Here is a 24,627-nt window from a genome sequence, read left to right as displayed (position 1 = left end):
ACGGCAAGACTGGAAGGCGCCCTTCCCAGAGTCCGTGCTCCAGGAAGACCCGTCCTCAAGCCTCCGCCAGGCCCTCCTCCAGCAGGCCGTTCCCCCCCGCGAACCGGTAATCCTCCTCGGACAGCTCCTCCTCGCGGCCCTCGTCGATCATCTGCCGAACACGGGCCTTCCGCACCTCAAGGCTCTCGCTGCCCTCGCCTGTCGTCTCGCCCCCCGTCGTCATGGGGACATTGCAACAGGGCGGGGTGAGGGAGCCGCCTCCATTCGCCCAACGGGTCTTCAGGCCGCTCTCCCTCAAATGCCCGCCAGCAGCCGCTCCACGTCCTCCAGGCTCGTGTAGTGCCCGATGCTGGCGCGCACCACCCCCTGCGGGTACAGGCCCAAATCCCTCAGCGGCTGCACGGCGTAGAAGTGCCCCGCCGCCACGTCCACCCCGTCCGCCGAGAGCCGGGCGGCGGTCAGCTCGGGCGCCTCGCCCTCCACCCGGAAGGCGACGGTGCCGATGCGGCCCTCCATCGTCTGCGGGCCGTAGACCGTGACGCCCGGGATACCCAGCAGGCCGTTCAGGAGGCGTTGGGCGACGGGCTCCTCCAGTTCCCGGATGCAGGCCGAGGCGGCTTCCAGCGCCTCGCGGCTCAGCGTCCCGTGCCCGCCGAGTTCGCGCAGGTAGTCCAGGGTGCCCAGCCATCCGGCGAGCAGCTCGAACTGGGGCGTGCCGTACTCCAGCCCGGTGATGTCGCCCTCCGGCACGAAGCTCAGCCGCGGCCAGGGGAGGTGGGGGCGGTGCTCCGGCGAGACCCACAGCGCCCCTAGGTGCGGCCCCCAGACCTTGTAGGGGCTGAACATCACGAAGTCCGCGCCCCAGGCCCCCACATCGGGAAAGGCGTGCGGGGCAGCGTGAACGGCGTCCACCACCGTCCACGCCCCCGCCGCGCGGACCTGCGCCGCGACCGCCGGAATGTCCACGCTCACCCCGAGGACGTTGCTCGCCGCCGTCACCGCCACCAGCCGCGTGCGGGGCGAGAGCAGGGCCGCGAGGTCATCTGGATGAAGTTGCATGTCGGGCTGCCGGGCGTGCCAGACGTGAACTTTCACCCCCACCCTCTCCAGCTCGCGCCAGGGGCTCGCGTTCGCCTCGTGCTCCAGGCCGCTCAGGATCACCTCGTCGCCAGGGCCCCACAGCCGGGCGAAGGCGGCGGCCAGCCGGAAGGCGAGGGCAGTGGCACTGGGGCCGAGCGCCACGTCCTCGGGCTGCGCGTTCAGGAAGAGGGCGGTGGCCTCCCGCGCGCGCCCCTTCAGCGCCAGAATCTCCTGCCCCGGCCGGTGCCCCGGCATGGCATTCGTGGCCCCGTAGCGGCTGAGGTGCTCGGTGATCGCGGCGATGGCCCGTGAGGGGAGCAGGCCGCCCGCCGCATTGTCGAGGTAGGCGCGGCCCGAGGCGAGGGGCGGGAACTGAGCGCGGATGGCGTCGAGGTCCATGCGGGGCAGTCTAAAGGGGAGCCGTGGGCGGGAGGCGACGCGCCTACTTCCGCCCCAGTGCCCAGCGCAGCCCCCCGCCCAGCAGCAGCCCCCACACCGCGCTCCCCACGCCCAGGAACGTCACCCCGCTCGCGGTGACCGCCAGGGTGAGGAAGGCCGCCTCGCGCCCACGTTCCGTATTCAGGGCCGCCGTGACGCTCGACAGGGTCGTGGACACGAGGGCCAGCCCGGCGAGTGCCGCCACCACGGGCGCGGGAACGGCCCCCACCGCCCCGACCACCCAGCCCGCGAACACACCCAGGGTCAGGTAGAAAAAGGCCGCGCTCAGCCCCGCGATCCACCGCCGGTCCGGGTCGGGGTGCGCCTCCTCGCCCGCCGCGATGGCCGCCGTGATCGCCGCGAGGTTCGTCGTGTGCGCCCCGAAGGGGGCCGAGAGCAGGCTCGCCACGCCCGACCACGTGATCAGCGGCGAGGTCGGCACCCGCGCGAAGCCGCAAGTTCGCAGCACCGCCACCCCCGGAAGCTGCTGTGAGGCCAGCGTCAGCACCGTCATGGGCAGCGCGAGGGTCAGCACCCCGCGCAGGCTGAACTGTGGCGTGGTCCAGACGAGCGTGCCCAGGCCTCCACCCGCCACCGGCCCCACGGCCCCCACCGCCAGCGAGAGCCCCGCCCCCGCGATCAGCGCTGCCGGAACCGCCCATCGCGTGAACCACACCCGTCCCGCCAGGAAGACCAGCAGCATTCCGCCCACCGGCACCGGTGCCTGGGGCAGCGCCCGGAAGGCGCCCAGCACGAAGGGCAGCAGCACCCCGGCCAGCAGTGCGTTCGCCAGCGCGGGCGGGATGCGCGAGGTGACCCGCTCGAAGGCGCCCGTCACGCCCAGCCCCGTCATGATGAGGGCGCTGAGCACGTAGGCGCCCAGAACCTCTGGGTAGTGCAGCCCATGCGAGGCCGCCAGGCTGGCGACGAGCGCGAGGCCCGGTGTCGTCCAGGCCATCTTGACGGGGGCCCGGTGGCGCCAGGTCAGCACGGCGCCCGAGACGCTGATCGCCAGGTAGCACGCCAGCACCCAGCTCACCGTCTGCCCGTGCGTCAGCCCGAAGTCGCGCGCCGCGCCCACCAGCAGGCCAATGCTGCTCGCCGCGCCCACCACCACGGCGACGAAGCCCGCCGTCACCGCCGAGCCCGAGGCGTCCCGGCGCAGGTCCGTCAGGGCCGTCACGAGTCCAGCCGCTCCGCCCGGCCCCCCACCCACACGTCCGACACGCCATCCGGTTCGAGCGTGAACTGGGCCGTCAGCCGCGAGGGAGCCCCTAGTCTCCGCTGTGCCCCCCGAATCATGTTCGTGGTCGTGGGGAGCCGTCCCAGGTCCCCCAGCACCCCGACGAGGCAGGCGAACATGTTGCTGCTCGCCCCGTCCTCCTGAAAGCCCCTCAGCGGCCCGAACGCCCGGAAGCTCACGTCCGCCCGGTTCGGCCCGCCCATCGTGAAGAGGATCAGGCCCGTCGTGTCGGTCGTCCGGTTCAGGGAGGCGATGGCGTCCACATCCGGGGCGAAGTCGTCCAGTGTGGCCAGGTCGGGGACCTCCACGGCCAGGTTCGGGCGCCCCGCCGAGGCGATCCACGCGGTTCCCCCCGTCAGGCCGATGGGGGAGAGGTCTGCCCCCACCTCCCGCACCGTCACGTCCCCCTGGCGCAGCAGCCACTCGCCGCCGCACAGTTGCGCGGGCACGACTTCCCCGCCCATCGTCACGTCCACCACGTCGAGCACGGCGCCCTGAGCTTGCAGGAAGGAGAGGGCCGCGAGCGCCCCGGAGTCCGAACTGCCCTTCTCGCGGGTGGGGGTAAAGACCCGGAGCGTGACGCCCGCCGCGTCCGCCGACTCGATGAAGACGGAGAGGGGGGTGCCGGACCCCGCCGCACGCGCCTGGAGGTCGCCGGAGGCGTCGGGGAAGACGGTGACGGTTTTGCCGCCCCCGGAGCCGGGCGGGGAGAGGACGCGATAACGGGCGGATGTCTCGGTCGAGGTCATCTGGGGGCTATTCCAGCACGCCGAACGCCTGACGCCGTTCAGGTTGCCTGACCTTTCCTGTGCATCTCGCTCCAGTGGATGGTCTGACATTGGGGACACACGCCGAGGTATATGAGTCTTCCCAAACCGTCGCTATAGACACGGGCCATCTGTACGATGCCGAATCCGCGCTCTTTGTCTTCCCTATCCCACAGGTCCCTTGCCCCATGCTTGTAAAGAAAGGTGTCCCTGGCACGTCCAACGGCATCACAGTCGCCAAAGCAGTCCTGCGGTTTGGAGACCTCCTGCTTGCTGAGGGGTGGCCTGAACTCCACCCATTGAACAGCTTTTGCCCGGAAGCGGAACAGGCTGGCGTAGGTGTCAGCCTGTCTGACCTTTTCCGCCTCTCTGGTTTCAAAGGAACTTTTGGGCATTTCTGCGCAGTTCACCGCCCAACCCTTACGCACTCACCCACTCCCGCAGCACCTGCTCCAGGTGGGCGTCGTCCAGCTCGTCCTGCTCGGCGAGGGCCTTGATGTGGTCGGTCACCCGGCGCAGGGCGTCCTCCCCGTAGTGCAGGCCCAGTTCACGCGCCCTGTACGCGATGGCGTGCTTGCCCGTCACCTTGCTCGCGGCCTGGATGCGGCGGCCCACCCCGAAGACGCCGGGCGGAATCGCCTCGTAGGCCCCGGGGTTGAGGTAGATCGCCTTGAGGTGCATCCCCGCCTTGTGGTTGTAGGCGAATTCGCCGGTCAGGTAGTTGTTCCAGGGAATCGGCAGGTCCACCATCCGGGCGATCATGCGGTCGAGTTCGGGCAGCACGCCCAGGTTGTACTTGTCGATCAGCCCCTGCGGGTCGAAGGTGAACATCCGCGCCAGGAAGCCACCCAGCGGCGTGATCCCGTTGCGCTCGCCGATGCCCAGGATGGTCGTGTCGATGTGCGTGGCCCCCGCCTCGATGGCCTCGTAGGCGTTGGAGACCGCGCAGCCCGTGTCGTTGTGCCCGTGGAACTCGATGCCGCATTCGGCGTGAATGATTTTCCGCACCTCGCGGACGAGGGTGTAGACCTGCCGCGGCGTGGCGACCCCCACCGTGTCCGCCAGCCCGACCCGGTGAACGCCCAGGTCGGAGACGGCGCGGTACACGGCCATCAGGTCCGCCTCCTCCGAGCGGAAGGTGTCCTCGGCGCTGAAGCGGATCTGGAGGTCCGGGCGGTTCTCCTTGATCCAGCCGATGACTTCCGACGCCGTGTCGATGATCTGCCCGATGTTCTTGCCGTGGCTGAATTCACGCAGGAAGGAACTCGTGCCGAACAGCAGGTCCAGCCCGTCCACCCCGAGGTCCACCGCTCGCCGCACGTCGTCCATGTGGCAGCGCACGTGGGTCAGGATGCGGGCCTTGAGGCCCAGCCCCGTCAGTTGCCGGATGTCCTGCGCGGTTTGCGCACTCACCATCGGCGTGGTGACCTCGATGAACTCCACCCCGAAGGCGTCGAGCGCCCGCGCGATCTCGACCTTGTCCCCCGTTTTGAAGTTCCCGCGCGCGAACTGCTCGCCCTCCCGCAGTGTCGAGTCGATGATGGCCCAGGAATGGGCGGGGATCAGGGGGGCCGGGGAGTCTGTCGTCATGGAAGCCTCGTGTGGGGCATTCTCTTCGTATTCCTGCTAAATGTCAAGAAAAAACAATAGTAAACCTTTCAATTAGAAGGCGAATAGGGCACGTTTCTGCTGCCTCTATGAAGCCCCCGCTCATGCCCTCCCCCCAAGTCCGGGCGTAGCGTGGCGGGTATGGCTATGCACAAGAGGGCGCTGGGCCGCACCGGCCTGCAGGTGACCGAGATCGGCTACGGGGCGTGGGGCATCGGGGCCGACATGTGGAAGGGGGCGCAGGACGACGAGAGCCTGAACGCCCTGCGCCGCTACATTGAACTGGGCGGCAACTTCATCGACACGGCGATGGGGTACGGGAACGGCCACAGCGAGCGGCTGGTGGGCCAGGTGGTTCGCGACAATCCGGGTATTTATGTCGCCACCAAGATCAGCCCCAAGAACGGGCAGTGGCCCGCCGCGCCGGGAACGACCGCCGACCAGGCCTTCCCGGGCGAGTACATGATCCGCATGACCGAGGCCAGCCTGGAACGCCTCGGCCTGCCCGCCATCGATGTGCAGCAGCTTCACGTCTGGAACGACTCTTGGCTGGGGCAGGGGGACTGGCAGGACGCGGCGGCGCAGCTCAAGCGCGACGGCAAGATCCGGCACTTCGGTATCTCCATCAACGACCACCAGCCGGACAACGCCGTCAAGGCTGTCGAGGCGGGCGCGGTAGAGACGGTGCAGGTCATCTACAACGTCTTCGATCAGTCGCCGCAGGACCGCCTGCTCGACGCCTGCCAGGCGAATGGGGTCGGGGTCATTGTCCGTGTCGCGCTCGACGAGGGGAGCCTGACCGGGCACATCACGCCGGAGACGACCTTTCCGCAGGGTGACTGGCGCAACAACTACTTTGGCGGCAACCGCAAGACGGAATTGCAGGAGCACCTGCGTGCCATCGAGTCGGACCTGGGGATCACGACGGAGCAACTGCCGGAGACGGCGCTGCGGTTCGTGTTGAGTCACCCAGCCGTCAGCACGGTCATCGTGGGAATGAGGAGCGTGCGGAACGTGGAGCGTAACGCTGTCCTTGCCGATGGGCGGGGGCTTCCCGCCGAGCAGGTGCAGAAGCTGTACGGGCACCGCTGGGAGCGGAATTGGTACAACGCGGCGGATTGAGGGGGTTGTTGGCTCCGAGTCGCTGACCTTGCCCCCACCCCCCCTGCCCCCACCGGGGGCCACGTCTCCGCCGCGCGGGGCGGCCCGCGCGTTGACGCCAAGCTCGCCTACGTGTCTCTCCTCTTGGTGGAGGGGGGAGTTTTCCACTGCGCTCGGCAAGGGGCTCGCCCATCGCGCCTGTGGCCGTCCTCCTTCACGCGGAATGTTTGATCTTGCTGCTTGCTGAGCTGCGGGCCCACCGTCTCGCTGCGCGAGCAAGGCGGGGTGAAGGCGGTGCGAGTGCGAGCTGTTGGCGGGAATAGGCCGTCCACAATAGACAGTTTTCAAAGAGCTATAGCTTTGGCGTTGTTACCCCTCGTGGGGGAGGCCGGGACTCGCGGAGCTGCTCGCAGAGGGGGTGGCAGGCACCGCCTGCGCTCCTGAGCAGGAAGGAACACAGCTCTCCAACTGCGAGGGGGCAGGTGCCAGTTCCCCTCACCGCTCCAAAGGCAACTCCACCGGCTGCCCGCCAAGCTGCGACGACCGCTGCAATGCCAGCACAATTTCCTGGTCCAGCCGCGCCTGTTCGGCCCCGTACGTCGGTTGACTCCCGGTCCGCACCGCGTCGACCAGGCTCATCAGGCAACTCGCCACCCCGATCTCGTCGTCGTGCCACTGGGGGCCGTGGCCCTTGCGGGCGGGCTGGAAGGGGTTTTCCCAAATGGCGGTGGGATGGACCGGATCATCCGTGTGGGCGACGATGGAGCGCAGCGCCCCGCCGTCGTTGCGTTCCAGGCGCCGCTCCAGGGTAATGAACTGCGGCGCCTCGCCGTCGGGGGTCAGCAGGCTCAGGCGTTCGTCGAGGTCGTGACCCAGGCCGACCGTGATCCCCATGCCCTTTTCCGCCAGGAAGCGGCTGGAGCGCCACCAGCGCAGGGCCGAGTCGTAGCCCACGCTCGTCCAGTGGAAGACGCCGATCTGCCCGCCCTCGAACTCGACCAGGCCATGTTCCTGCGTCTCGGTGCGCTCGCCCCGGGTGTTCGCCAGGAATGACCAGTGGGGCGCCAGGTGGTAGTCCCGCACCAGCCCGACCACCCGCACGGGCCGGGCGTCAAAGCCCAGGTAGCTCCGCATCACGCTCACGCCGTGGTAACCGTGCCCCGCGAAGTCGTTGAAGGAGGAGTAGACCCGCCCGAACACCCCCGACTGAATCAGCTTCAATTTGATCTGTTCCAGCGGGCGGCGGTGGAACTGCTCGGCCACCTCGACCTTGAGGCTCCGGCTCTTGGCCGCCCGGATGATCGCGTCCGCCTCGGCCAGATCATGGGCTATGGGTGTTTCCAGCAGGACGTGCAGCCCGTGCTCGACCGCCATCAGCCCGACCTGCCCGTTGGCCGCGTAGGCCACCGAGACGATGCCGATCTGTGCCCCCGTCTCCCGCATCAGCGTGGCCAGGTCCGTGAACCAGGGCGTTCCCAGGCTTTCCCCCAGCCGACGCGCCGATCCTTCGCTGCGGCCCCACACGCCGACGAGTTCGACCTGATCGGTCAGGCCACGCACGAGCGGGCCATAGAGGTAGTCGGAGCGGGCGGCGCTGCCCACGATGGCGACCCGGAGTCGTTCAGGCATACCCAGGAGATACACCCTCCGGGAACGTTCTTTTCGTTGCTGTCTTGCCCAGGCAGACTCGGCCGTGGACTGTTGAGCATTCGCTCAGATATCTGACAAGTGCCGGGAAGGGTCCTCGCATAGAGTGCCCCAGGAGGTTTTCCTGTGCTCGGCGCTCATCTACGCGACATCCTGCGGCTGGCCCTGCCCGCGAGTTTCGAGGCGGTCATCCAACTGCTGTTCAATTTTCTGGCCCAACTCATCGTGGCGACCCTGGGCGCGACGGCGGTGGCGGCGGTCGGCTTTTCCAACAACGTCACCATGATGGCGATCTTCACGCTGGCGACCCTGGGCTCCGGGGCGGGCATCATCGTCGCCCGCGCGTACGGGGCCGGGGACCGGGAAGCGGTGGCGCGGACGGCGGGCACGGCGCTGCTGCTCTCCACCGCCGTCACGCTCGTCCTGGTCGCCGTGTTGCACACATTCGCGCGTCCGGTGCTGGCCGCCCTGGGCGCCCCGGCGGACCTGTCGGAGGCCGCCACGCCCTTTTTCCAGGTCGCGCTGCTGGGCGTGCCCCTGATCGTTCTCAGCGTGGTCGCGGGCAACGTCCTGCGCTCGCTGGAGCGGCCCCGCATTCCCATGGTCGCCACCTTCTTCGCGGCGGCGGTGAACGTGGCCGTGGGGTACGCGCTGGTGCGTGGGTTCGCCGGGTTTCCCCGTCTGGGGCTGGTCGGCGCGGCCTGGGGCGCACTCGCCGGGCAGGCGCTGCGGGTGGTCCTGCTGGGCTGGTTCCTGTACGGGCCGCGCGGCGTCATCGCCCCGGCGTGGTCGGGTCTGGGGCGCGGGGGCCGGGTCCTGATCGGCGAACTGCTGAACCTGTCGCTGCCCCTGGCCGCCACCCAGCTTGCCTGGAGCGGCGGCAACCTGCTGTACGCGCTCTTTCTCGCCCGGCTGGGCACCTCGGTCCTGGCGGGGGTGCAGATCGGGTACACCATCGAGGGCATCTTCATCGTGGCGTCCTCGGGTCTGGTGCCCGCCGCGACCGCGCTGATCGGGCAGGCGGTCGGCCAGGGGGACGCCGGGCTGGCACGGGAGCGGGCCCGGGCGGTGGAGCGGTTCGGCCTCATCACGGGCGTGGCCTTCGGCGCGCTGTTCGCCCTCTCGGCGCTGGCCTTGCCCGCCCTGTACCCCAGTGTCGGCGAGGAGGTCCGCCGGATCGCCCTCGCCACGATCCTGGTCAATGCCGCCGTGCAGGTCGTGAAGGTTGCGAACCTGGTGCGCGGCGGCGGGGTGCTGCCCTCGGGAAGCGACACGCGCGGGGTCCTGATGGGGGACGCGATCAGCGCCTTCGCGGTCGGCCTGCCGCTAGCGTGGCTCCTCGCCTTCGGGCTGGGCCTGGGCGTGTGGGGCGTGCTCCTCGCCCGAGTGCTGGAGGAGGTCGTGAAGGTCGCCATCTTCACCTGGCGCAGGCGTAAGCTCTCGTGGCGGGAGGTAGTGGAGGGGCAGGCAAACCTTACCCCTGCGGCGGCGGACTGACCTCCGGCCTGCGCTGCATCAGCGCCGTCCGCTTGCACCGGGCCACGATCTCGCCCCGCTGGTTGATCGCCCGGTGCTCGACGGTCACGATCCCGGCGTCCGGGCGGCTGCGGCTCCCCCGGGCCTCCAGCACCTCCGACTCGGCGCGGATGGTGTCACCGTGGAAGACGGGTTTGGGGAACACCACGTCCGTCAGGCCCAGATTGGCGACCAGGGTGCCCAGCGTCAGCTCGTGGACGCTCAGGCCCACGAGCAGGCTCAGCGTGAGCAGGCTGTTCACGAGGGGCTGCCCGAACTCGGTCGCGGCGGCGTACTCGCGGTCGAGGTGCAGCGGCTGCGGGTTCATCGTCAGCGTGGTGAAAAAGACGTTGTCCGCCTCGGTGACAGTGCGGGTGATGCGGTGGCGAATCACCGTGCCGGGCGTCAGCTCCTCGAAGTAGCGGCCCTGGGGGCGGGTCAGGTCGTCGTTCATAAACCCTCCGGAGTGCTCAGGCTAGAGGGCCTGAGCACTCCCGACCGAAGGGAGAAGGAGAGAAGGCGAGTTCTGCGAAGTGCAGGACTTTCCAGTGCTTTCCTGGAAAGTCCGGAGTGGAGCGGAATTCGCCTCATACGTGTTCCCCCCTGGCGTGCAGGATGGCGCGGGCCTTGGCGAGCATGGGTTCGTCCACCATCTGACCCTCGAAGGAGAAGGCGCCCCGGCCCTCCCGCGCGGCGGCGTGGGCGGCAGCGAGTAGGCGGCGGGCGCGTTCCGCCTCCGCCTCGGTGGGACCGAAATACTCGTGCGCGAGGGGCACCTGCGCCGGGTGGATGCAGAGTTTGCCGCCGTACCCCAGCGCCCGGCCCTGCGTGGCGTCCTCCCGGAAGGCGGCCTCGTCGTTCAATCTCGTCACCACAATGTCGAGCGCGTGAACCCCGGTCAGCCGGGCAGCGAGTGCGACGTGGGAGCGGGCGTACAGCACCTCCAGGTTGCCGGGCGTGCGGGTGCCTCCCAGGTCGGTGGTGTAGTCCTCCGCCCCGAAGTAGGCCCAGGCCACAGCCTCTTCCGCCATAATTTCCCGCGCGTTCCAGACCCCCGCCCCCGTCTCCAGCCCGGCGAGGAGGGGGAGGTCCAGGCCCCGCGCTGAGAGCGCCTCCTTCACCCGCCGCACGTCCGCCGCCGATTCCAGCTTGGGGACCACGACGCCCGCGAGCTCCGGCGTCAGCACAGCCAGGTCCTCCTCGAAAAAGGGCGAGTGGACCGCGTTCACCCGCACGAACACGGCGAGGTGGGGCGCGGCGGCGATCAGGTCACGGGCCGCGTCGCGGGCGACCGGGCGGGCGGCAGCCTTCGCCTCCCCGGTCCCCGGCACCGCGTCCTCCAGGTCGAGAACGGCGGCGTCGGGTTCAGAGCGGGGAAGCTTGGCGATCAGGTCCGCGCGGTTGCCCGGCGCGAACAGGACGCTGCGGGGGCGCAGGGGGGAGGTGATCACCGGTCTCTCCTCCACAAACGGGCGTTCGTCAGCACGCCGCCCAGCATAAGGGACGGGTGGTGTAGACGCTCAACCTGCCCGGCAGAAAAGGACCGGTCCTCCGGCGCCACGTGTCCCAGGGGCGGGGGGAGAGCCCTTCACGCAGCCGGGGAGAACCCTCGCCCATGCGGACCTTCCGGCTGGGCCATGATGGTGGGCTGGACGGGAACAGGTGTCGCCTTGACTCACCGCAGCGGCAATTCGTAGCGGACGACGTGAAAGCCCTTCACTTCCCGCTCGTCCACCGCCCGGAAGCCTGCCCCCTCGTACAGCGCCCGGAGCTTGGGCCGCGTGGCGGCGGTGTCCAGCCGCAGAAAGGCACACCCGGCCCCCCGCGTCTCCCGCACCGCCTCGGCGAGCAGCATATGCGCGAGTCCCTGCCCCTGCGCATCCGGGTGAACGCCCAGCTTGTGCAGGTAGCGTGCCTCTCCGGGTGGGTCCTCGGGCCAGAAGAGGGGGTCACGGTCCACCAGCGCGAACGTTCCGACGGCCTCCCCGCCGCGCCACGCCACCCGCCAGCTCTCCGGCGGGTAATGCCGGGTGAGTCGCTCGGGGGTCAGGCTGGGCACGGGCCAGAGCGGTTCACCGCGTTCGGCCAGGCGGGAGGCCGTCGCCGTGAGGATGCCCGAGGCAGTGGCAAGGTCACCGCGAGTGAAGGTGAGACTGTCCATCATCCGCCCAGTTCCGGCGCGGGCTCGATCCCCGTCGCGTACAGGTCGCCGCCCCGCGCCTCCAACCGCACCCGGGGCAGCGGCCCGTTCGCCTTGCCGAACACCGCCTCGCCCGCTTGCAGGGGGTCGAACACGCTGAAGTGGCAGGGGCAGCCGAGTTGCGGGTGGCGGTCCTCCTGCGGCGGGCGGTAGTTGTAGGCGAAGGCGAGGACTTCCTGGTCGCGCACGAGATTCACCGAACAGCCCAGGTGGGTGCAGACCCGGGAATAGGCGGCGTAGTGTTCGTCGCCCACGCTCAGGCCGCCGGGTACGGGCTCGGGGACACGCAGCAGGACGCAGGGCCGCCCTGCGTAGGTGAACTCGACCTCCGCCCACTCATTCGCCAGGGCGGAACGGGACGCCACCCGCTGCGCCTCCCCCGGCTGGAAGTTCGGCGCGCCCACCCGCTCCTTGCCGAAGGTCACGCGCGAGGCGTACCAGCCCATGTAGCCGAAGGCGCCCAGCGTCCCCGCGACCGGCAGTACCCACCAGCGTTCCAGCAGGTCGCGGCGGGTGAGCCTCAAGAGCCTTCCTTCTGCCAGCGTTCCAGCACGTCCAGCAGGGCGTTCAGGTCTCCCGTATTCAGGTTGGGGTAGGCGGGCATCGCGCCCTTGCCGTTCACGATCACCGACCGCAGCGCCTCGCGGGTCAGGGTGGAGGCCCGCAGGCTGGGGCCAAAGGCGCCGCCCGCCCCGTTCGGCCCGTGGCAGCTCGCGCAGTTCGCCGCGTACACCCGCAGGCCGGGGTCCTCGTCGTTCTGGCGGGCACGGATGGCGGTGATGAGGTCGTCGGCGTCCCGCCCCCTGGGGTCCAGCGTCCGGTAGCGTTCCAGCGCCGTCAGCGCGTCGGCGTCCTGCCCGAAGCGGGCGAGCGCGAAGCCCAGCAGGAGCTGCGATTCGGGTTCCTTCGGAGCAAGCTGCGCCGCCGTGCGGATCAACAGGAAGGCTTGCTGCGCGTCCTCGGGCTTGACCTGCTGCCCCGTCTGCTCGCCCCTCGTCAGGAGCAGGATGCCCAGCCGCCGCAGCGCCTCGGGCTGCCGGGGGTCGAGCTTCAGGGCGTTGCCGTAGGCCGTCAGCGCCTGGTCGTAGTGCCCGCTGTCGAAGGCCGCCTTGCCCCAGGCCATGTACGCGGCCTTGTCGCTACTCACCTCGGCCCGCCGCCTCAACTGCGGCAGGGCCAGCGTGGCCTGGACGTTCTGCGCCTCCTGCGCGTTGAGCGAGGCGAGCTGCCAGCGCGGCACGAAGGTCAGCGCCCCGGCGACCGTGAGCAGGGCGGCGGCCCCCAGCCCGGCCAGGGCCAGCGTGCGGGTCTGTCCGCTCCGTGTGGCGGGGGGAGGAGCGGGCGGCAGCGCATCCAATGCCCGCAGGGTCAGGGCCGCGCGGCGTTCCAGGTCCGGGCGGCGGCTCTCGTCCTCCAGCGCCGCGAGTTCGGCGTAGAGGCGGTCGCGCTCCCCGGTCAGCCGCTCGCGCTCCGCTGCGTCGGGGTCGGCCGGTGCCCCCCGACGCAGCGGTTCCAGCACCAGCCATAGCGCCACGAGCAGGATCAGGGCGAGCAGGGTCAGGCTGAGGATCATGCGCCGCCGCCTTCCCCGGAACCGGCCCGCCTGGTCCGGCGCTGCACCTCAGCCAAATAGGGGTCGAAGGGCTCGTCAGCGGTCGGCGGAGCCGCCTCTTCCTGGGCTGAGCGTTTGCGGTGCAGGAACCCCCACAGCACGGCACCCCCCGCCGCCAGCGCCGCCAGCGGGGCGCCCCACAGCAGCACGCCTGCCCCCTCCTTGGGCGGGTCCAGCAGCACGAAGTTCCCGTACCGCGCGGCGAAGTAGGCGTAGATGTCCCGGTCGCTGCGCCCCGCCGCCACCTGCTCGCGCACCTCGCGCAGCATCTCGCGGCTGATGTCGTTGGGGCTCTCGGTGATGGGCACGCCCGTGCAGATCGGGCAGCGCAGGTTGCTCCCCAGGTGCTGCGCCCGCGTCTCCTGCGCCGGGGTCAGGGCGAGGGAGGCCGAGAGCAGAAGGCCGAGGGCAGAGGGCAGAAGGCGCCTCACAATCCCGCCACCCCGATCTTCGCCAGCCCGGCGTTCAGCCGCTCGCGGGTCAGGCCGCCCCGGTCCACGTGCTGAACCACACCGGACTGATCGATGAAAAAGGTCTCGGGAATGCCCTGCACACCGTAGTTGATCCCGGTCTGGATGCCGGGGTCCCGCAGCGACGGGTAGGCGAGGGCGTACTCCCGGATAAAGTCGCGGGCGTTCTGCTCCTTCGTCTCCTGAAAGAGGATGCCGACGACGGCGAGGCCCTGCCCCCCGCCCTGCCGGGTGCTGAGTTCGCGGAAGAGGGGCGCCTCCTCCCGGCACGGCCCGCACCACGAGGCCCAGAAGTTGAGGACGACGGGGCGGCCTTTGAGGGAGGCGAGGCTCACCTTCGTCCCGTCCAGGCTGGTCAGCGTGAATTGGGGAGCGGGCTTGCCGACGAGCGGGCCGCCATCGGTGGCATTGCGGGAAGGGCTGAGGAGCGCCACGCCCAGCACGGCGACGAGCGCGGCGGCGAGGAGGGGGGGCAGCAGGCGCCGCCACAGGGGGGCAGGCACCGAGGAGTTGGAAGGAGAGGGAATTTCAGTCATAGCAACTCTCACTCAGTCGGTCGCGGGGGCCGAGCGCAGGGCGGGGGCGCGGACCGTCGCGCGGCGCGGGGTCACGAGCGTCAGGCCCGCGCCCAGCACCACGATCAGGGTGCCCCACCAGATCCACGACACCAGCGGGCTCTCGATCAGCCGCACGCTCGCCCATTTGCCCTGCTCGTCGAAGGCCGTCACGACGAGGTAGGTGTCGCCCAGCAGCCCGTAGCGGACGGCGGGCGCGGGGAAGGCGGTCTCGCCCCCCTGCACGTAGGTGTTCATCCGGGCCTCGAAGGGCCGCCCGTCGATCAACACGCGCGCCACGGCGGAACGGCCATAAGGTTTGGTGTCCTGCCGCGTGCCTTGCAGGGCCAGCGTCTCGTTCAGCAGCCGCACGGGCGCTGCCCCGACATTGAGGGTGGTCTGCGCGTCCTGCCGGTACGTCCCCGAGAAGGCGATACCGAGGGCAATGACGACCAGACCTATGTGGGCGAGGTAGGCGCCATAGCGGCGTGGCTGCTCGCGGACGAGAGCGGCAAACCCGCCACCGCGTCCTCCCGACGACCGCTCCCGCACGGCCCGCACGGTCAGCAGCCCCAATCCGACGAGGTTGTACGCACCCAGCGCCACCGTGCCCAGCACACCCAGGCTCCGCACGCCGAACGCGAAGGCGATCAGCCCCGCCCCCAGCCCCGCCAGCAACAGGGGCCGCAGCGCTCGCCAGAAACTCTGGCCGTCCGCCCGCCGCCACGGCAGCAGCGGCCCCACGCCCATCAGGAGCAGCAGACCCAGCCCCAGCGGAATGGCGAAGGCGTTGTAGAAGGCCGGACCGACCGAGGCGTCCCGCCGCCCCTGCACCGCCTCCACGAGGGTGGGGAAGAGGGTGCCGACGAGCACCATCACCGCGAAGACGAGGAAGAGCCAGTTCCCCGCCAGGAAGGCGCCCTCGCGGCTGAGTGGGGCAGGCGGGTCCGCCTCGTCGCGCAGGTGGGGGGCACGCCAGGCGGCCAGGCCGATCCCCGCCACGAGCAGGAAGGCCAGGAAACCCAGGAACACCGGCCCGACTGGCCCGCCCGCGAAGGCGTGGACGCTCTGCACGATGCCCGAGCGGTTCAGGAAGGTACCCAGCACCGTACTCGCGTACGCCAGCACGATCAGCCACACGTTCCACGCCCGCATCAGCCCGCGCCGCTCCTGAATCTGGATGGAGTGCAGGAAGGCCGTCGTCAGCAGCCAGGGGATAAAGGAGGCGTTCTCCACCGGGTCCCACGCCCAGTAGCCGCCCCAGCCCAGCGTCTCGTAACTCCACCAGCCGCCCGCGACGATGGCGGCGGTGAGAAAGGCCCAGGCCACCAGCGTCCAGCGCCGCGTCACCACGACCCAGTGGTCGGACAACCGCCCGGTCACGAGCGCGGCGACCGCGTAGGCGAAGGGCACGCTCAGCCCCACGAAGCCCAGGTACAGCAGGACCGGGTGGACGGCCATCATCCAGTGGTTCTGGAGGGCGGGGTTGGGACCCAGCCCGTCGGCGGGAACCTGGCTCAGCGGCGTGAACGGGCTGGCGATGCTCGCGCACACGCCCACGAAGAAGAGCAGGCTGACGAACATCGCCCCCAGCGCCCAGGGCCGCAGCGCGTCCCGCCGCAGCGTGAGGCTCAGCACGAGCGCGAAGCCCGCGAGCAGCCACGCCCACAGCAGGATCGAGCCCTCCAGCGCCCCCCACAGGCTCGTCACCTTCACCCAGGTGGGGGAGGCCCGCATGGAATGTTCGGCCACGTACCGCACGGTGAAGTCGTCGCGCAGCAGCGCCACCATCAGGGTCAGCGTGCCGAGGCTCACGAGGGCGAAGACGGCCCAGATCGCCCGCCGCGCCGCCTCGGTCGCCCGGGTGTCGGCCTTCAGGCCACCGACGGCGGCCAGCCACGTCCCCCCGAGGGTAAAGGCCAGCGCCGCCAGCAGGCTGAGTTGCCCCAGCGCGCCGAGCGCACTCGATTGGAAGGAGATCAGGTTTAACATGCTCGGCGAGTCCTCACTCGCTCTCGCTCTTTTGCAGCAGGTCCTTGAGTTCGGCCTGCGTCTTCGGCACGTGGTATTCCTCCGAGTGCTTGACCACGAGTTCGGTGGCGTGGAAGGTGTTGCCCTGAAACTCACCGCGCACCACGACGCCCTGATTCTCCTTGAACAGGTCGCTCACCGCGCCGCGGTACTGCACGGGGAAGGTCGCGCCGCCGTCCGTCACGTTGAACTTGAGGTCCAGCGTCTGCGGGTTGTACTGCACCGCCTTCACCAGTCCGCCGATCCGCAGCGGGCGGCCCTGGTACTCGGCCTGCTGCTGCAGGTACTCCGTCGGCGTCACGAAGTATTCCAGGCTCTTGCCCAGGTTTCCGAAGGCGACGGTCGCGGTCAGCCCCACGAGGGCGAGCACGCCCAGCACGGTCGGCCAAGGGCTCCGTCTGCGCCGTCTCGCCCGGGGCAGGGGAGTGGTCGTCATTCGCGCTCCTCCCGCCCGGCACGCAGCCGAATCCACATCCAGGCCAGATACGCGGCGAGCAGCACGAAGGTCACCACATACACCACGATCACGTAAGCGGCGTACTTATCCACGCGCCACCTCCAGCGGCGAGAGGTCTTCCATCAGCTCGCGCTCCTCGCGCGCCTCCTCGCGGGCGGCCAGGATCGCCCGCACCCGCAGCAGGTAGAAGTACAGCAGGGTAAAGGCCACCGTGGCAGTCAGAAGCACCCAGCCGTAGACGGGCGCCGCGTCGAAGCGAATCTTGCCCAGCAGCTTCAGGGTTTGCGTCTGGTGCACCCCGCGCCACCACTCGACCGCCATGTAGTTGATCGGCACGTACAGGGTGCCCACCAGCCCCACGACCGCCGCCACCCGTGCCCGGCGCTCCGGGTCGTCGATCAGCGTGCGGATCAGCAGGTAGCCCCCGTACACCACCAGGCTCAGCGCCGTGGTCGTCAGCCGGGCGTCCCACACCCAGTACACGCCCCAGGTCGGTTTGGCCCACAGCATCCCGCCCACGATGGTCGTCACCGTGAACAGCACGCCGATCTCCGCGCTGCTCAGCGCCAGGCGGTCCCAGCGGCGCTGCCGGGTGAGGAGGTACAGCAGCCCGAACAGGCCCGTGCCGCCGTAGGCCAGGTAACTCAGCCACGCGCTCGGCACGTGCACGAACATCAGCCGCACGAGCGAGCCCTGGTTGATGTCCAGCGGCGCGCGCAGGCCCAGCACCACCGCTGCCGCGAGGGCCAGCAGCGTCGCGCCCCCCAGCAGCGTCGTCACGCGGTCTTGTCTCATGTCAAACCCCATTCTGACCCGCGCGCGGCCTCGTCACCGTGACAGAGGTGCGCGCAGGAAACTTTTCGCACGCGCAGCATCTCGTCTGGGAGGGCATGGAGGCAAGTGCGAGTGTCCCCGGGCAGCGGGCGCGGTAGCGTGGGGCTGGTGTCCCCTCAGGGGCCTGGGACCCGACATTCTCTTCTGCCCAGGTTCTGGAAAGGCCGCAGCAGGTACCCGTCGGGATCCAGCACGACGAATTGGCAATTCCCGGCCTCCCCCTCGTCCTGGCGATACCAGCGGTCTTCGAGGGGGACGAGGATTCGGGCACCGCACTGCTGAACACGCGCGTAGAGCCGCCCCACCTCCCGCACCTCGATGGACAGGTTCACTCCCCGGCCGAAGGGGTAGGACAGTTCGGCGGCGAGCCAGGTGCGGTCCTCCCCCGTCGGCTGCTCGATCATCAGTTCGGCTCCGTCCAGCCCCAGATAGGCGAAACGCTCCTCTGGACGCGCGTAGACGACACGAAATCCGACCACCTCCGTATAGAACCGCAGAGACGCGGCGAAATCGGAGCAGTACAGCTCAGGGACGAGTCTGGGGCGGGGGCTTTCCGGCTCGGCTGAACGCTCAGGCATAGATGAGGCACCCGCGCTCCTCCAGCCGCCGGAACACGGGGGGCAGGGCGGAGAGCCGGTTCCAGCGCAGGTCGAGTTTCTCCAGGTGGGGGAGGAAGGCGAGCCCTTCGGGCAGGGTGGTCAGCCGGTTCGCCCGCAGGTCCAGAACACGCAGGTTCTCCAGCTCCGCCAGCGAGGGGGGCAACTCCGACAGTTCGTTGAACCGCAGGTCCAGCTCGGCGAGCGCCCCCAGCCCCCCGATCTCCCCGGGAAGCGCGGTGAGGGCGTTGCCCTGTAGCGTCAGCCGGTTCAGCCGCCTGCACCTTCCCAGTTCGGGCGGCAGGCTGCCCAGACGGTTGTTCGTCGCGTGGAGTTCCCGCAGCCCGCCCAGTTCCCCCAGCGAGGCGGGCAGGGCCGTGAGGGCATTGTTATAGACGCGCAATTCCAACAGACTCCCCAACTCACCCAGCCACTCGGGCAGGGCCGGGAGGGCATTGTCCGTCACGTTGAGGTAGGCCAGCGAATTCAGGTGACGCAACGACGCGGGCAAGTCCGTCAGCCGGTTGTTGCTGAGGTACAGGAACTTCAGGTTTTGCAGATGGGCAAACACGTCAGGAAGCGCGCCGAGCCCGTTGTGCCCGAGGTCGAGCATCTCCAGCCGTGTCAATCTCCCCAGGCCCGGCGAGAGTTCGGTCAGCCGGTTCGCCGAGAGGTTCAGGGTCGTCAGGCTCATGAAGGTCCACACCCAGTCCGGCACCGCCGTCAACCCGTTGCCGTACACGCTCAGGACCCGCGCCCCCGTGCAGCGGCGCAGGCTCTCCGGCAGGGCGGTGAGCTGGCAGCCGTTCAGGTTCAGGTGGCCCAGCCGGGCCGAGGGGTCGCGCTCGAGGAGGTCCAGCAGCGCCCGCCCCCGCTCCCCGGCGGTGTGCTGGTGGTTCACCCTGTCCTCTGCTGGGGCATGGGCCACTGTAGCGCCCGCTACCCCTCCACGGCGAAGGGGAACAGCAGCGTCGCCAGGATGACCGTCCCCAGGTCGAAGGCGGCGAGGAAGATCGCCCAGGTCGTCACCTCCGGCGACCAGCCGCCCGTCAGCAGCAGGCTCGTGCCCTTCACGCTGGCGATCACCACGGGCACCAGGATGGGAAAGGCCAGCGCCGGGAGCAGCGCCTCCCGCGCCCGCAGGCTGACCGTGATCGAGCCGTAAAAGGTCGTCCCCGCCGCGAAGCCCACCACCCCGAGCAGGGTAAGGAGGGCCAGCGGCAGCCACGGCACGCCCCGACCCGCCCCCGCCGCCCCGAAGAGGATCAGCCCCGCCGGGAGGGTAAACGCCGCCACGAGCAGCAGCGGCCCCAGCACGCCGAGCAGCTTGCCCAGGTACAGCGCCCCGTGCGGCCCCGGGTACAGGGTGAGCTGCTCCAGCGCCCCCGCCTCCTGCTCCTGCGCGAAGGCCCGCTGCGCCCCCACCGCCGCCGCGAGCGCCAGCGCCGTCCACACCGCCCCCGCCGCCACGCCCGCCGTCCCCTCCGGGGTGCGCGCCGAGGTGTCCCCCCCCAGCGCCAGCCCCAGGACGAGGAGCACCAGCCCCGCGAAGAAAGCCGTCGCCAGCAGCGTGTCCCGCGTGCGCCCCGCGACCCGCAAATCCTTGGCCGCGAGGGTCAGAACGGACCTCATGGGGCACGCTCCAGGTGCTGGCAGTGGGCAGTGGACAGTGGGCAGTGGGAAAAGCTCAGGACCACTGCCCACTCACCACTAACCATCCACTTTCTCCAGCTTCCCGCCCACTAACCGCAGTGCCCGGGGCGCCACCTGCCGCGCGAGATGCGGCTCGTGCGCGGCGACCACCAGCGTCACCCCCCGCGCCGAGAGGTCGCCCAGCAACTCCAGCGCCAAGGCCCGCCCCGCGTCGTCGAGGTTGGCGAAGGGCTCGTCCACCAGCGTGACGGGCCGCGCGAGCAGGTGCGCCCGCGCCAGGGCCAGCCTTTTGCGCATCCCCGCCGACAGGAAGCGCACCCGGCGGTTCGCGGCCCGTTCCAGCCCGACCCGCCGCAGCGCCGCCCCCACGTCCCCCCGCGCCCCATGCATTTCAAGAGCGAAGGTCAGATTCTCCGCCCCCGTCAGGTCCGGGTACAGCCCCGCGTCCACCGGCATGAGGTGAATGCAGTCGCGCACCGCCCGCCCGTCCCGCAGGTCGAAGCCCAGCACCCGCCCCTCGCCCCGGGTGGGCCGCAGCCCCGACGCGAGCACCCGCAGCAACGTCGTCTTGCCCGCCCCATTCTCGCCGAGCAACGTGACGCCCTCCCCGGTGGGCACGTCCAACGTCACGCCCCGCAGGATGACCTCGCGGCCGAGTCTCAGCCAGATGTCGCGGAGCTGGAGGGCGTGGGGGTGAGTGGGGAGTGGGGAGTGGTCAGTGGTCCCGGGCCTTTCCCACGCCCCACTCCCCACTGCCCACTGCCCCTTCACACCCTCAGCCACGCGGGCATCACCTCATAGAAAAAGGTCGCCAGCCGCGTGAACTGCCCCGTCAGCATCAGGACGCCGACGATCACCAGGACCGCGCCGCCCACCTTCTCGAACACGCCCGCGTAACGGTTCAGGCGCCGCAGGTTCAGGCGGTCCCACAGCAGCGCGGCGAGCAGGAAGGGCACGGCCAGCCCCAGCGTGTAGGCGGCGAGCAGCCCCACGCCCGTCCCCAGGCTCGCGCTGCTCGCCGCCAGGCCCAGAATGCTCCCCAGCGCCGGACCCAGGCAGGGACTCCACCCGAAGGCGAAGGCGGCGCCCAGGGCGACCGGGCCGTATCCCCCTGCCCCCGCCAGCGCCCGCGTGTCGCGCATGAGCACGGGCAGGCGAATCACGCCCAGCATGACCAGCCCGAAAAAGACGATCAGGACTGCCGCCACCCGCCCCAGCAGAATCTTGTGCGGCGCCAGCAACGCCCCCAGGCTGCTCGCCGTCGCCCCCAGCGCGATGAAGACCAGCCCGAAGCCCAGGATGAAGCCCAGTGCCCGCGTGATGGGCGCCCGCGCCCCGCCGATCACGCCCAGGTAGCTGGGAAGGAGCGGCAGCACGCACGGGCTGAGAAACGAGATCAGGCCCGCGAGAAACGCCACCGTGACGGACGGGGCACCGGGAGGGGCGAACATGGGGCGAGTCTAGCCCGGTGGGCGGGGGCGGGCGTCCCTCGCCGGAGGCGCGGCCCGCGGCCGCCCCAGAACTATTGCCCGCCGCCTTTTGGGATACGCTGGCCGTATGCTGACCTTGCAGGGAAAATACCAAGTCGCGCAGAACAAACGGCTGACCATCTTCGCCGAGCCCCGAGCGCGGCAGAGCGCCACCCTCGACCTCGACATTCAGGCCCTGCGGTCGGCCTGTGACGTGGGCGGGGGCTGCTGCGTGGTTCACGTGCTGACCCAGCACGGCCCCATGCTCGGCACCCTGACCGAGAAGAAGCCCAGAAAGTTCAGCGAGTGGCAGTTCGAGGGCCATCTTTCCTTTCCGCCCCGCGAGTAGACCCTCACCGGACAGCGGAGCAGAGCGAGGAGCCCCGCAAGGCTCCTCTTTCCTGTTCCTCCCGTGGCCGGTGGCTACCCGGGCTCCCCGGACGGCTCGTCCTCCGGCTCATCCGCAGCCAGGCCACCCTCGTCCACCCAGGCGCCCTTGGCTGTGCCCTCGGCCCTGGAAGTCACGTGCTGGCGCAGGGGACCCATCAGGTCCGACAGATGAACCCGGGTGATGCTCAGGGTCACCCTGCCGCTGAGGTACAGCGGATTGAGGCTGTGCGAATCGGCGCGTTGGACATCCTTGAGCAGCACGGTGAACGTGCGGCCACCCTTCTCGAAGTGGACGCGGTCATTGCTTCCGGGCATCCAGCGCAGCGTGAGTGTTCGGGGCGGTGACATCATGACCTCCGTTGCCGGGGGGGCAGCCCACGGGGGGACAGCAGCGCGGCGTCCCGGTCCGCTGCCTCCCGAGTGAAGCGGAACCCGCGGCTTTTCGCGCGGCGTCCACCACCGGCGTTAATTCTGGAGTCGTCCCTGCATGACTCCGGCGATGGCTTTCCGCGCGCCCTCCAGATAGGGGGCCGCCGCCGCGTCCACCAGGCCCAGATCGCTCAGGTAGAGTTCCGCCTGCATCATGCCCACGTTCAGCGCGTCCTCGTGCGACCGCCTCTGCGTCAGGGCGATGTAGTACCAGGTCGAGCTCACCTGCCGCACCGAAGCGTAGATCATGCTGTCCATCGCTGCGTTCCTTCCCGGCGCGGAGAGGGGGAGCCGACCATCATCGGCCCGGGGCAGGCTGGGGGCGGCCCCGGTGACGGGTGCGGGCGGGAAACACCGACTCCTGCCGCGGCAGGATTCCCCGCGCCGTCATCGCTTCCAGGATGACCTCGCTGATCGCCTGGCGGGGCATCTCGGAGCCGTCGTGTGAGGCCAGCCGGACATCGTCCTTTTTCGCGTTGAAGAGGTAGGTGCCGGGGGGGAGACTGCCCCCATGCGTCCAGAAGAATTCCACGCCCTGGGCTTCCAGCCGTTCCAGGGCACTCCGCAGCCCCGGGGTGACCAGCTCGCGCCACTCACTGCGAACGGCGATGTCTTGTAAGTTCATCCCTCAGGGTACGCTTTCCGGGGAGTGGGTGCGGTCTGCCAATCGCCTATTGCCGGGCAGCCGGGCCTCATACGGATTCCGGCCCAGCAGTTACAAAAACTGTTCAACCCGAGCGGAGCGAGCAGGAACAAAACGGTTGCCGGGAAAGGAGTTATCGAAGCGGCGCTTTCCCGCTTCGATAACGGATTGGACGGAAACCGTATCAGTCCGTCACCGCCCCCCGCGCCGCGCTGCTCACCAACCGCGCGTATTTCGCCAGCACGCCGCGCTTATATCTCGGTTCCGGCGCGACCCACGCCGCCCGTCGCCGCTCCAGCTCCGCCTCGTCCACATGCAGCGTCAGCTCGCAGGTCTCGGCGTTCAGCTCGATGGTGTCGCCCTCCTGCACCAGGGCGATGGGACCGCCCACGTAAGCCTCGGGCGCCACGTGCCCCACGACGAGGCCATACGTGCCGCCGCTGAAGCGCCCGTCGGTAATGAGCCCCACGCTGTCCCCCAGCCCCTTGCCGATGATCGCGCTCGTGGGCGAGAGCATCTCGCGCATGCCGGGGCCGCCCTTGGGGCCCTCGTAGCGGATCACCAGCACGTCCCCGGCCCTGATCTGGTCCCCCATGATCGCCGCCATGCACTCCTCCTCCGAATCGAAGACGCGGGCGGGGCCGGTGATCTTGATGTGCCGCAGGCCGCTGATCTTGGCGACCGAGCCCTCCGGCGCGAGGTTCCCCCGCAGGATGGCGAGGTGCCCCTGCTCGTAGAGCGGCTGGTCGTAGGGGAGGATCACGTCTTGCCCGGGGTCGGGCTCGTCCGGCACGTCCGCCAGGTTCTCGGCCACCGTCTTCCCGGTCACGGTGAGGCAGTCGCCGTGCAGCAGCCCCGCCTTCAGCAGCATCTTCATCACGCGCGGGATGCCGCCCACCGCGTGCAGGTCGGTCGCCACGTACTTCCCGCTGGGCTTGAGGTCGCAGAAGACCGGCGTGCGCTCGCGGATGCGCTCGAAGTCCTCCAGCGTGAGCGGCACGTCGCAGGCGTGGGCAATCGCCATGAGGTGCAGCACGGCGTTCGTGGAGCCGCCCACCGCCATGACGACCGTGATCGCGTTCTCGAACGCCTCCCTCGTCAGGATGTCCAGGGGCCGCACGTCGCGCTCGATCAGCCCGAGCAGGGCGCGGGCCGAATCAGCGGCGGAAACGGCCTTCTCGGCGTCCACGGCGCTCATCGTGGAGGAATAGGGAAGGCTCATCCCCATCGCCTCGAAGGCCGAGGACATCGTGTTCGCCGTGTACATCCCGCCGCACGAGCCGTTGCCGGGGCAGGCCCGCTTCTCGATCTGCTCGAAGTCCTCGCGGCTCAGCTTGCCCGCCCCGTAGGCCCCGACCGCCTCGAATACCGAGACGATGGTGAGGTCCTTGCCGTTGTAGTGGCCGGGCTTGATCGTCCCGCCGTACACGAAGACCGCGGGGATGTTCAGCCGCGCGATGCCGATCATCGCCCCCGGCATGTTCTTGTCGCAGCCGCCCACCACGATCACGCCGTCGTGCGACTGGCCGCGGCTGACCGTCTCGATGGAGTCGGCGATGACCTCGCGGCTCACCAGCGAGCACTTCATCCCCTCGGTGCCCATGCTGATGCCGTCGGACACCGTGATCGTGCCGTAAATCTGCGGCATGGCGCCGCCCTCGTGGATCGCCCCGGTGATATGCCCGGCAAGTTCCCCCAGCCCGTTGTTGCAGGGCGTGATGTTGCTCTGCGCGTGCGCCACGCCGATGATCGCCTTGTCGAAATCGCCGTCCTGAAAGCCGACCGCCCGCAGCATCGCCCGGTTGGGGGCGCGCTCGTCGCCCTGGGTCACCTGATGGCTGTTCCAGTTCAGCTTCTTCTTCGTGGCGGTGTCGGTCATGCCACCAAGCT

Annotated in this window: 29 protein-coding genes; 3 read left to right on the top strand and 26 right to left on the bottom strand. The window is 69.8% G+C overall.

Annotated features, from left to right (window positions below):
* Nucleotides 1–55 precede the first annotated feature (55 nt).
* From DAERI_RS22320 to lysS, 6 genes are all read right to left on the bottom strand, one after another.
* On the bottom strand, nucleotides 56–223 hold the full coding sequence (locus tag DAERI_RS22320; protein ID WP_165794080.1) for a hypothetical protein: 168 nt from the start codon (nucleotides 221–223) through the stop codon (nucleotides 56–58).
* A gap of 71 nt (nucleotides 224–294) precedes the next feature.
* Entirely contained in the window at nucleotides 295–1,479 is a 1,185-nt protein-coding gene (locus DAERI_RS05315; RefSeq protein ID WP_103128393.1) for a cysteine desulfurase-like protein, read from the bottom strand.
* A gap of 43 nt (nucleotides 1,480–1,522) precedes the next feature.
* Entirely contained in the window at nucleotides 1,523–2,701 is a 1,179-nt protein-coding gene (locus DAERI_RS05310; protein ID WP_103128392.1) for a benzoate/H(+) symporter BenE family transporter, read from the bottom strand.
* Complete coding sequence (locus tag DAERI_RS05305; RefSeq protein ID WP_103128391.1) at nucleotides 2,698–3,510, bottom strand: PhzF family phenazine biosynthesis protein; 813 nt, start codon at nucleotides 3,508–3,510, stop codon at nucleotides 2,698–2,700. Before DAERI_RS05305 ends, DAERI_RS05310 begins: the two co-directional genes overlap by 4 nt.
* A gap of 38 nt (nucleotides 3,511–3,548) precedes the next feature.
* Nucleotides 3,549–3,956 (bottom strand): hypothetical protein, encoded by a 408-nt coding sequence (locus tag DAERI_RS21935; RefSeq protein ID WP_133161967.1) that lies wholly within the window; start codon nucleotides 3,954–3,956, stop codon nucleotides 3,549–3,551.
* Nucleotides 3,949–5,118 (bottom strand): homocitrate synthase, encoded by a 1,170-nt coding sequence (lysS, locus tag DAERI_RS05300; RefSeq protein WP_103128390.1) that lies wholly within the window; start codon nucleotides 5,116–5,118, stop codon nucleotides 3,949–3,951. The genes DAERI_RS21935 and lysS overlap by 8 nt, the downstream gene beginning before the upstream one ends.
* A gap of 165 nt (nucleotides 5,119–5,283) precedes the next feature.
* Here lysS and DAERI_RS05295 point away from each other — a divergent pair, with 165 nt between their 5' ends.
* Nucleotides 5,284–6,258: an aldo/keto reductase gene (locus DAERI_RS05295; RefSeq protein ID WP_103128389.1), complete on the top strand. Its 975-nt coding sequence runs from the start codon at nucleotides 5,284–5,286 to the stop codon at nucleotides 6,256–6,258.
* Between the two features lie 474 nt (nucleotides 6,259–6,732).
* On the opposite strand, the gene DAERI_RS05290 is transcribed toward DAERI_RS05295, so the two are convergent.
* A complete protein-coding gene (locus DAERI_RS05290) occupies nucleotides 6,733–7,866 on the bottom strand; it encodes a Gfo/Idh/MocA family protein (protein ID WP_103128388.1) in 1,134 nt (377 codons plus the stop codon).
* A 144-nt stretch (nucleotides 7,867–8,010) separates the two neighbouring features.
* On the opposite strand from DAERI_RS05290, the gene DAERI_RS05285 reads away from it, so the two are divergent.
* Nucleotides 8,011–9,381, top strand: coding sequence for an MATE family efflux transporter (locus DAERI_RS05285; RefSeq protein WP_103128387.1), 1,371 nt, complete (start codon nucleotides 8,011–8,013; stop codon nucleotides 9,379–9,381).
* Here DAERI_RS05285 and DAERI_RS05280 read toward each other — a convergent pair.
* The 15 genes from DAERI_RS05280 to DAERI_RS05210 form a co-directional block, all read right to left on the bottom strand.
* Nucleotides 9,359–9,853 carry a MaoC family dehydratase gene (locus DAERI_RS05280; RefSeq protein ID WP_103128386.1) on the bottom strand — a complete coding sequence of 165 codons (495 nt, stop codon included), beginning with the start codon at nucleotides 9,851–9,853 and terminating at the stop codon, nucleotides 9,359–9,361. The genes DAERI_RS05285 and DAERI_RS05280 overlap by 23 nt on opposite strands.
* 133 nt (nucleotides 9,854–9,986) lie before the next feature.
* Nucleotides 9,987–10,850, bottom strand: coding sequence for an HpcH/HpaI aldolase/citrate lyase family protein (locus DAERI_RS05275; protein WP_103128385.1), 864 nt, complete (start codon nucleotides 10,848–10,850; stop codon nucleotides 9,987–9,989).
* Between the two features lie 224 nt (nucleotides 10,851–11,074).
* Nucleotides 11,075–11,563 (bottom strand): GNAT family N-acetyltransferase, encoded by a 489-nt coding sequence (locus DAERI_RS05270; RefSeq protein ID WP_369689444.1) that lies wholly within the window; start codon nucleotides 11,561–11,563, stop codon nucleotides 11,075–11,077.
* Complete coding sequence (locus DAERI_RS05265) at nucleotides 11,560–12,123, bottom strand: Rieske 2Fe-2S domain-containing protein (protein WP_103128384.1); 564 nt, start codon at nucleotides 12,121–12,123, stop codon at nucleotides 11,560–11,562. The genes DAERI_RS05270 and DAERI_RS05265 overlap by 4 nt, the downstream gene beginning before the upstream one ends.
* Nucleotides 12,120–13,172 (bottom strand): c-type cytochrome, encoded by a 1,053-nt coding sequence (locus DAERI_RS05260; protein ID WP_103128383.1) that lies wholly within the window; start codon nucleotides 13,170–13,172, stop codon nucleotides 12,120–12,122. The genes DAERI_RS05265 and DAERI_RS05260 overlap by 4 nt, the downstream gene beginning before the upstream one ends.
* Nucleotides 13,169–13,642, bottom strand: coding sequence for a cytochrome c-type biogenesis protein (locus DAERI_RS05255; protein ID WP_103128382.1), 474 nt, complete (start codon nucleotides 13,640–13,642; stop codon nucleotides 13,169–13,171). Before DAERI_RS05255 ends, DAERI_RS05260 begins: the two co-directional genes overlap by 4 nt.
* Nucleotides 13,639–14,217: a TlpA family protein disulfide reductase gene (locus DAERI_RS05250; RefSeq protein WP_103128381.1), complete on the bottom strand. Its 579-nt coding sequence runs from the start codon at nucleotides 14,215–14,217 to the stop codon at nucleotides 13,639–13,641. Before DAERI_RS05250 ends, DAERI_RS05255 begins: the two co-directional genes overlap by 4 nt.
* Nucleotides 14,218–14,229: 12 nt before the next feature.
* The gene (locus DAERI_RS05245; protein WP_103128380.1) at nucleotides 14,230–16,227 is read right to left on the bottom strand and encodes a heme lyase CcmF/NrfE family subunit; all 1,998 of its coding nucleotides are present in this window, start codon (nucleotides 16,225–16,227) and stop codon (nucleotides 14,230–14,232) included.
* Between the two features lie 13 nt (nucleotides 16,228–16,240).
* On the bottom strand, nucleotides 16,241–16,702 hold the full coding sequence (gene ccmE / locus DAERI_RS05240) for a cytochrome c maturation protein CcmE (RefSeq protein ID WP_103128379.1): 462 nt from the start codon (nucleotides 16,700–16,702) through the stop codon (nucleotides 16,241–16,243).
* Between the two features lie 105 nt (nucleotides 16,703–16,807).
* The gene (gene ccsA / locus DAERI_RS05235; RefSeq protein ID WP_103128378.1) at nucleotides 16,808–17,518 is read right to left on the bottom strand and encodes a cytochrome c biogenesis protein CcsA; all 711 of its coding nucleotides are present in this window, start codon (nucleotides 17,516–17,518) and stop codon (nucleotides 16,808–16,810) included.
* 155 nt (nucleotides 17,519–17,673) lie between these two features.
* On the bottom strand, nucleotides 17,674–18,135 hold the full coding sequence (locus tag DAERI_RS05230) for a bleomycin resistance protein (protein ID WP_103128377.1): 462 nt from the start codon (nucleotides 18,133–18,135) through the stop codon (nucleotides 17,674–17,676).
* Nucleotides 18,128–19,054, bottom strand: coding sequence for a leucine-rich repeat domain-containing protein (locus DAERI_RS05225; RefSeq protein WP_103128376.1), 927 nt, complete (start codon nucleotides 19,052–19,054; stop codon nucleotides 18,128–18,130). Before DAERI_RS05225 ends, DAERI_RS05230 begins: the two co-directional genes overlap by 8 nt.
* A 38-nt stretch (nucleotides 19,055–19,092) precedes the next feature.
* The gene (locus tag DAERI_RS05220; RefSeq protein WP_103128375.1) at nucleotides 19,093–19,785 is read right to left on the bottom strand and encodes a heme exporter protein CcmB; all 693 of its coding nucleotides are present in this window, start codon (nucleotides 19,783–19,785) and stop codon (nucleotides 19,093–19,095) included.
* 78 nt (nucleotides 19,786–19,863) lie between these two features.
* On the bottom strand, nucleotides 19,864–20,559 hold the full coding sequence (locus DAERI_RS05215; protein ID WP_103128670.1) for an ABC transporter ATP-binding protein: 696 nt from the start codon (nucleotides 20,557–20,559) through the stop codon (nucleotides 19,864–19,866).
* Between the two features lie 14 nt (nucleotides 20,560–20,573).
* Entirely contained in the window at nucleotides 20,574–21,257 is a 684-nt protein-coding gene (locus DAERI_RS05210; protein ID WP_103128374.1) for a cytochrome c biogenesis CcdA family protein, read from the bottom strand.
* Nucleotides 21,258–21,363: 106 nt separating this feature from the next.
* Between DAERI_RS05210 and DAERI_RS05205 the strand changes: the two genes are divergently transcribed.
* Nucleotides 21,364–21,624 (top strand): hypothetical protein, encoded by a 261-nt coding sequence (locus DAERI_RS05205; RefSeq protein ID WP_103128373.1) that lies wholly within the window; start codon nucleotides 21,364–21,366, stop codon nucleotides 21,622–21,624.
* Nucleotides 21,625–21,698: 74 nt separating this feature from the next.
* On the opposite strand, the gene DAERI_RS05200 is transcribed toward DAERI_RS05205, so the two are convergent.
* The 4 genes from DAERI_RS05200 to ilvD form a co-directional block, all read right to left on the bottom strand.
* Nucleotides 21,699–21,980: a hypothetical protein gene (locus DAERI_RS05200; RefSeq protein ID WP_103128372.1), complete on the bottom strand. Its 282-nt coding sequence runs from the start codon at nucleotides 21,978–21,980 to the stop codon at nucleotides 21,699–21,701.
* Nucleotides 21,981–22,130: 150 nt separating this feature from the next.
* Complete coding sequence (locus tag DAERI_RS05195; protein ID WP_133161966.1) at nucleotides 22,131–22,343, bottom strand: hypothetical protein; 213 nt, start codon at nucleotides 22,341–22,343, stop codon at nucleotides 22,131–22,133.
* A gap of 49 nt (nucleotides 22,344–22,392) precedes the next feature.
* A complete protein-coding gene (locus tag DAERI_RS05190) occupies nucleotides 22,393–22,719 on the bottom strand; it encodes a hypothetical protein (RefSeq protein ID WP_103128370.1) in 327 nt (108 codons plus the stop codon).
* Nucleotides 22,720–22,921: 202 nt separating this feature from the next.
* The gene (gene ilvD / locus DAERI_RS05185; RefSeq protein WP_103128369.1) at nucleotides 22,922–24,616 is read right to left on the bottom strand and encodes a dihydroxy-acid dehydratase; all 1,695 of its coding nucleotides are present in this window, start codon (nucleotides 24,614–24,616) and stop codon (nucleotides 22,922–22,924) included.
* Nucleotides 24,617–24,627: the final 11 nt, after the last annotated feature.

Source organism: Deinococcus aerius (assembly GCF_002897375.1).
In the GTDB taxonomy this organism is placed as follows: Bacteria; Deinococcota; Deinococci; order Deinococcales; family Deinococcaceae; genus Deinococcus; species Deinococcus aerius.
This window is presented reverse-complemented; position numbering and strand designations above follow the sequence as displayed.

Excerpts from the sequence above, each read along its gene's own strand:
- DAERI_RS22320 (WP_165794080.1), bottom strand. The coding sequence starts at position 223 with ATGACGACGGGGGGCGAGACGACAGGCGAGGGCAGCGAGAGCCTTGAG.
- DAERI_RS05315 (WP_103128393.1), bottom strand. The coding sequence starts at position 1,479 with ATGGACCTCGACGCCATCCGCGCTCAGTTCCCGCCCCTCGCCTCGGGC.
- DAERI_RS05305 (WP_103128391.1), bottom strand. The coding sequence starts at position 3,510 with ATGACCTCGACCGAGACATCCGCCCGTTATCGCGTCCTCTCCCCGCCC.
- lysS (WP_103128390.1), bottom strand. The coding sequence starts at position 5,118 with ATGACGACAGACTCCCCGGCCCCCCTGATCCCCGCCCATTCCTGGGCC.
- DAERI_RS05295 (WP_103128389.1), top strand. The coding sequence starts at position 5,284 with ATGCACAAGAGGGCGCTGGGCCGCACCGGCCTGCAGGTGACCGAGATC.
- DAERI_RS05290 (WP_103128388.1), bottom strand. The coding sequence starts at position 7,866 with ATGCCTGAACGACTCCGGGTCGCCATCGTGGGCAGCGCCGCCCGCTCC.
- DAERI_RS05280 (WP_103128386.1), bottom strand. The coding sequence starts at position 9,853 with ATGAACGACGACCTGACCCGCCCCCAGGGCCGCTACTTCGAGGAGCTG.
- DAERI_RS05270 (WP_369689444.1), bottom strand. The coding sequence starts at position 11,563 with ATGATGGACAGTCTCACCTTCACTCGCGGTGACCTTGCCACTGCCTCG.
- DAERI_RS05260 (WP_103128383.1), bottom strand. The coding sequence starts at position 13,172 with ATGATCCTCAGCCTGACCCTGCTCGCCCTGATCCTGCTCGTGGCGCTA.
- DAERI_RS05250 (WP_103128381.1), bottom strand. The coding sequence starts at position 14,217 with ATGACTGAAATTCCCTCTCCTTCCAACTCCTCGGTGCCTGCCCCCCTG.
- DAERI_RS05245 (WP_103128380.1), bottom strand. The coding sequence starts at position 16,227 with ATGTTAAACCTGATCTCCTTCCAATCGAGTGCGCTCGGCGCGCTGGGG.
- ccmE (WP_103128379.1), bottom strand. The coding sequence starts at position 16,702 with ATGACGACCACTCCCCTGCCCCGGGCGAGACGGCGCAGACGGAGCCCT.
- ccsA (WP_103128378.1), bottom strand. The coding sequence starts at position 17,518 with ATGAGACAAGACCGCGTGACGACGCTGCTGGGGGGCGCGACGCTGCTG.
- DAERI_RS05230 (WP_103128377.1), bottom strand. The coding sequence starts at position 18,135 with ATGCCTGAGCGTTCAGCCGAGCCGGAAAGCCCCCGCCCCAGACTCGTC.
- DAERI_RS05220 (WP_103128375.1), bottom strand. The coding sequence starts at position 19,785 with ATGAGGTCCGTTCTGACCCTCGCGGCCAAGGATTTGCGGGTCGCGGGG.
- DAERI_RS05210 (WP_103128374.1), bottom strand. The coding sequence starts at position 21,257 with ATGTTCGCCCCTCCCGGTGCCCCGTCCGTCACGGTGGCGTTTCTCGCG.
- DAERI_RS05205 (WP_103128373.1), top strand. The coding sequence starts at position 21,364 with ATGCTGACCTTGCAGGGAAAATACCAAGTCGCGCAGAACAAACGGCTG.
- DAERI_RS05200 (WP_103128372.1), bottom strand. The coding sequence starts at position 21,980 with ATGCCCGGAAGCAATGACCGCGTCCACTTCGAGAAGGGTGGCCGCACG.
- DAERI_RS05195 (WP_133161966.1), bottom strand. The coding sequence starts at position 22,343 with ATGATCTACGCTTCGGTGCGGCAGGTGAGCTCGACCTGGTACTACATC.
- DAERI_RS05190 (WP_103128370.1), bottom strand. The coding sequence starts at position 22,719 with ATGAACTTACAAGACATCGCCGTTCGCAGTGAGTGGCGCGAGCTGGTC.
- ilvD (WP_103128369.1), bottom strand. The coding sequence starts at position 24,616 with ATGACCGACACCGCCACGAAGAAGAAGCTGAACTGGAACAGCCATCAG.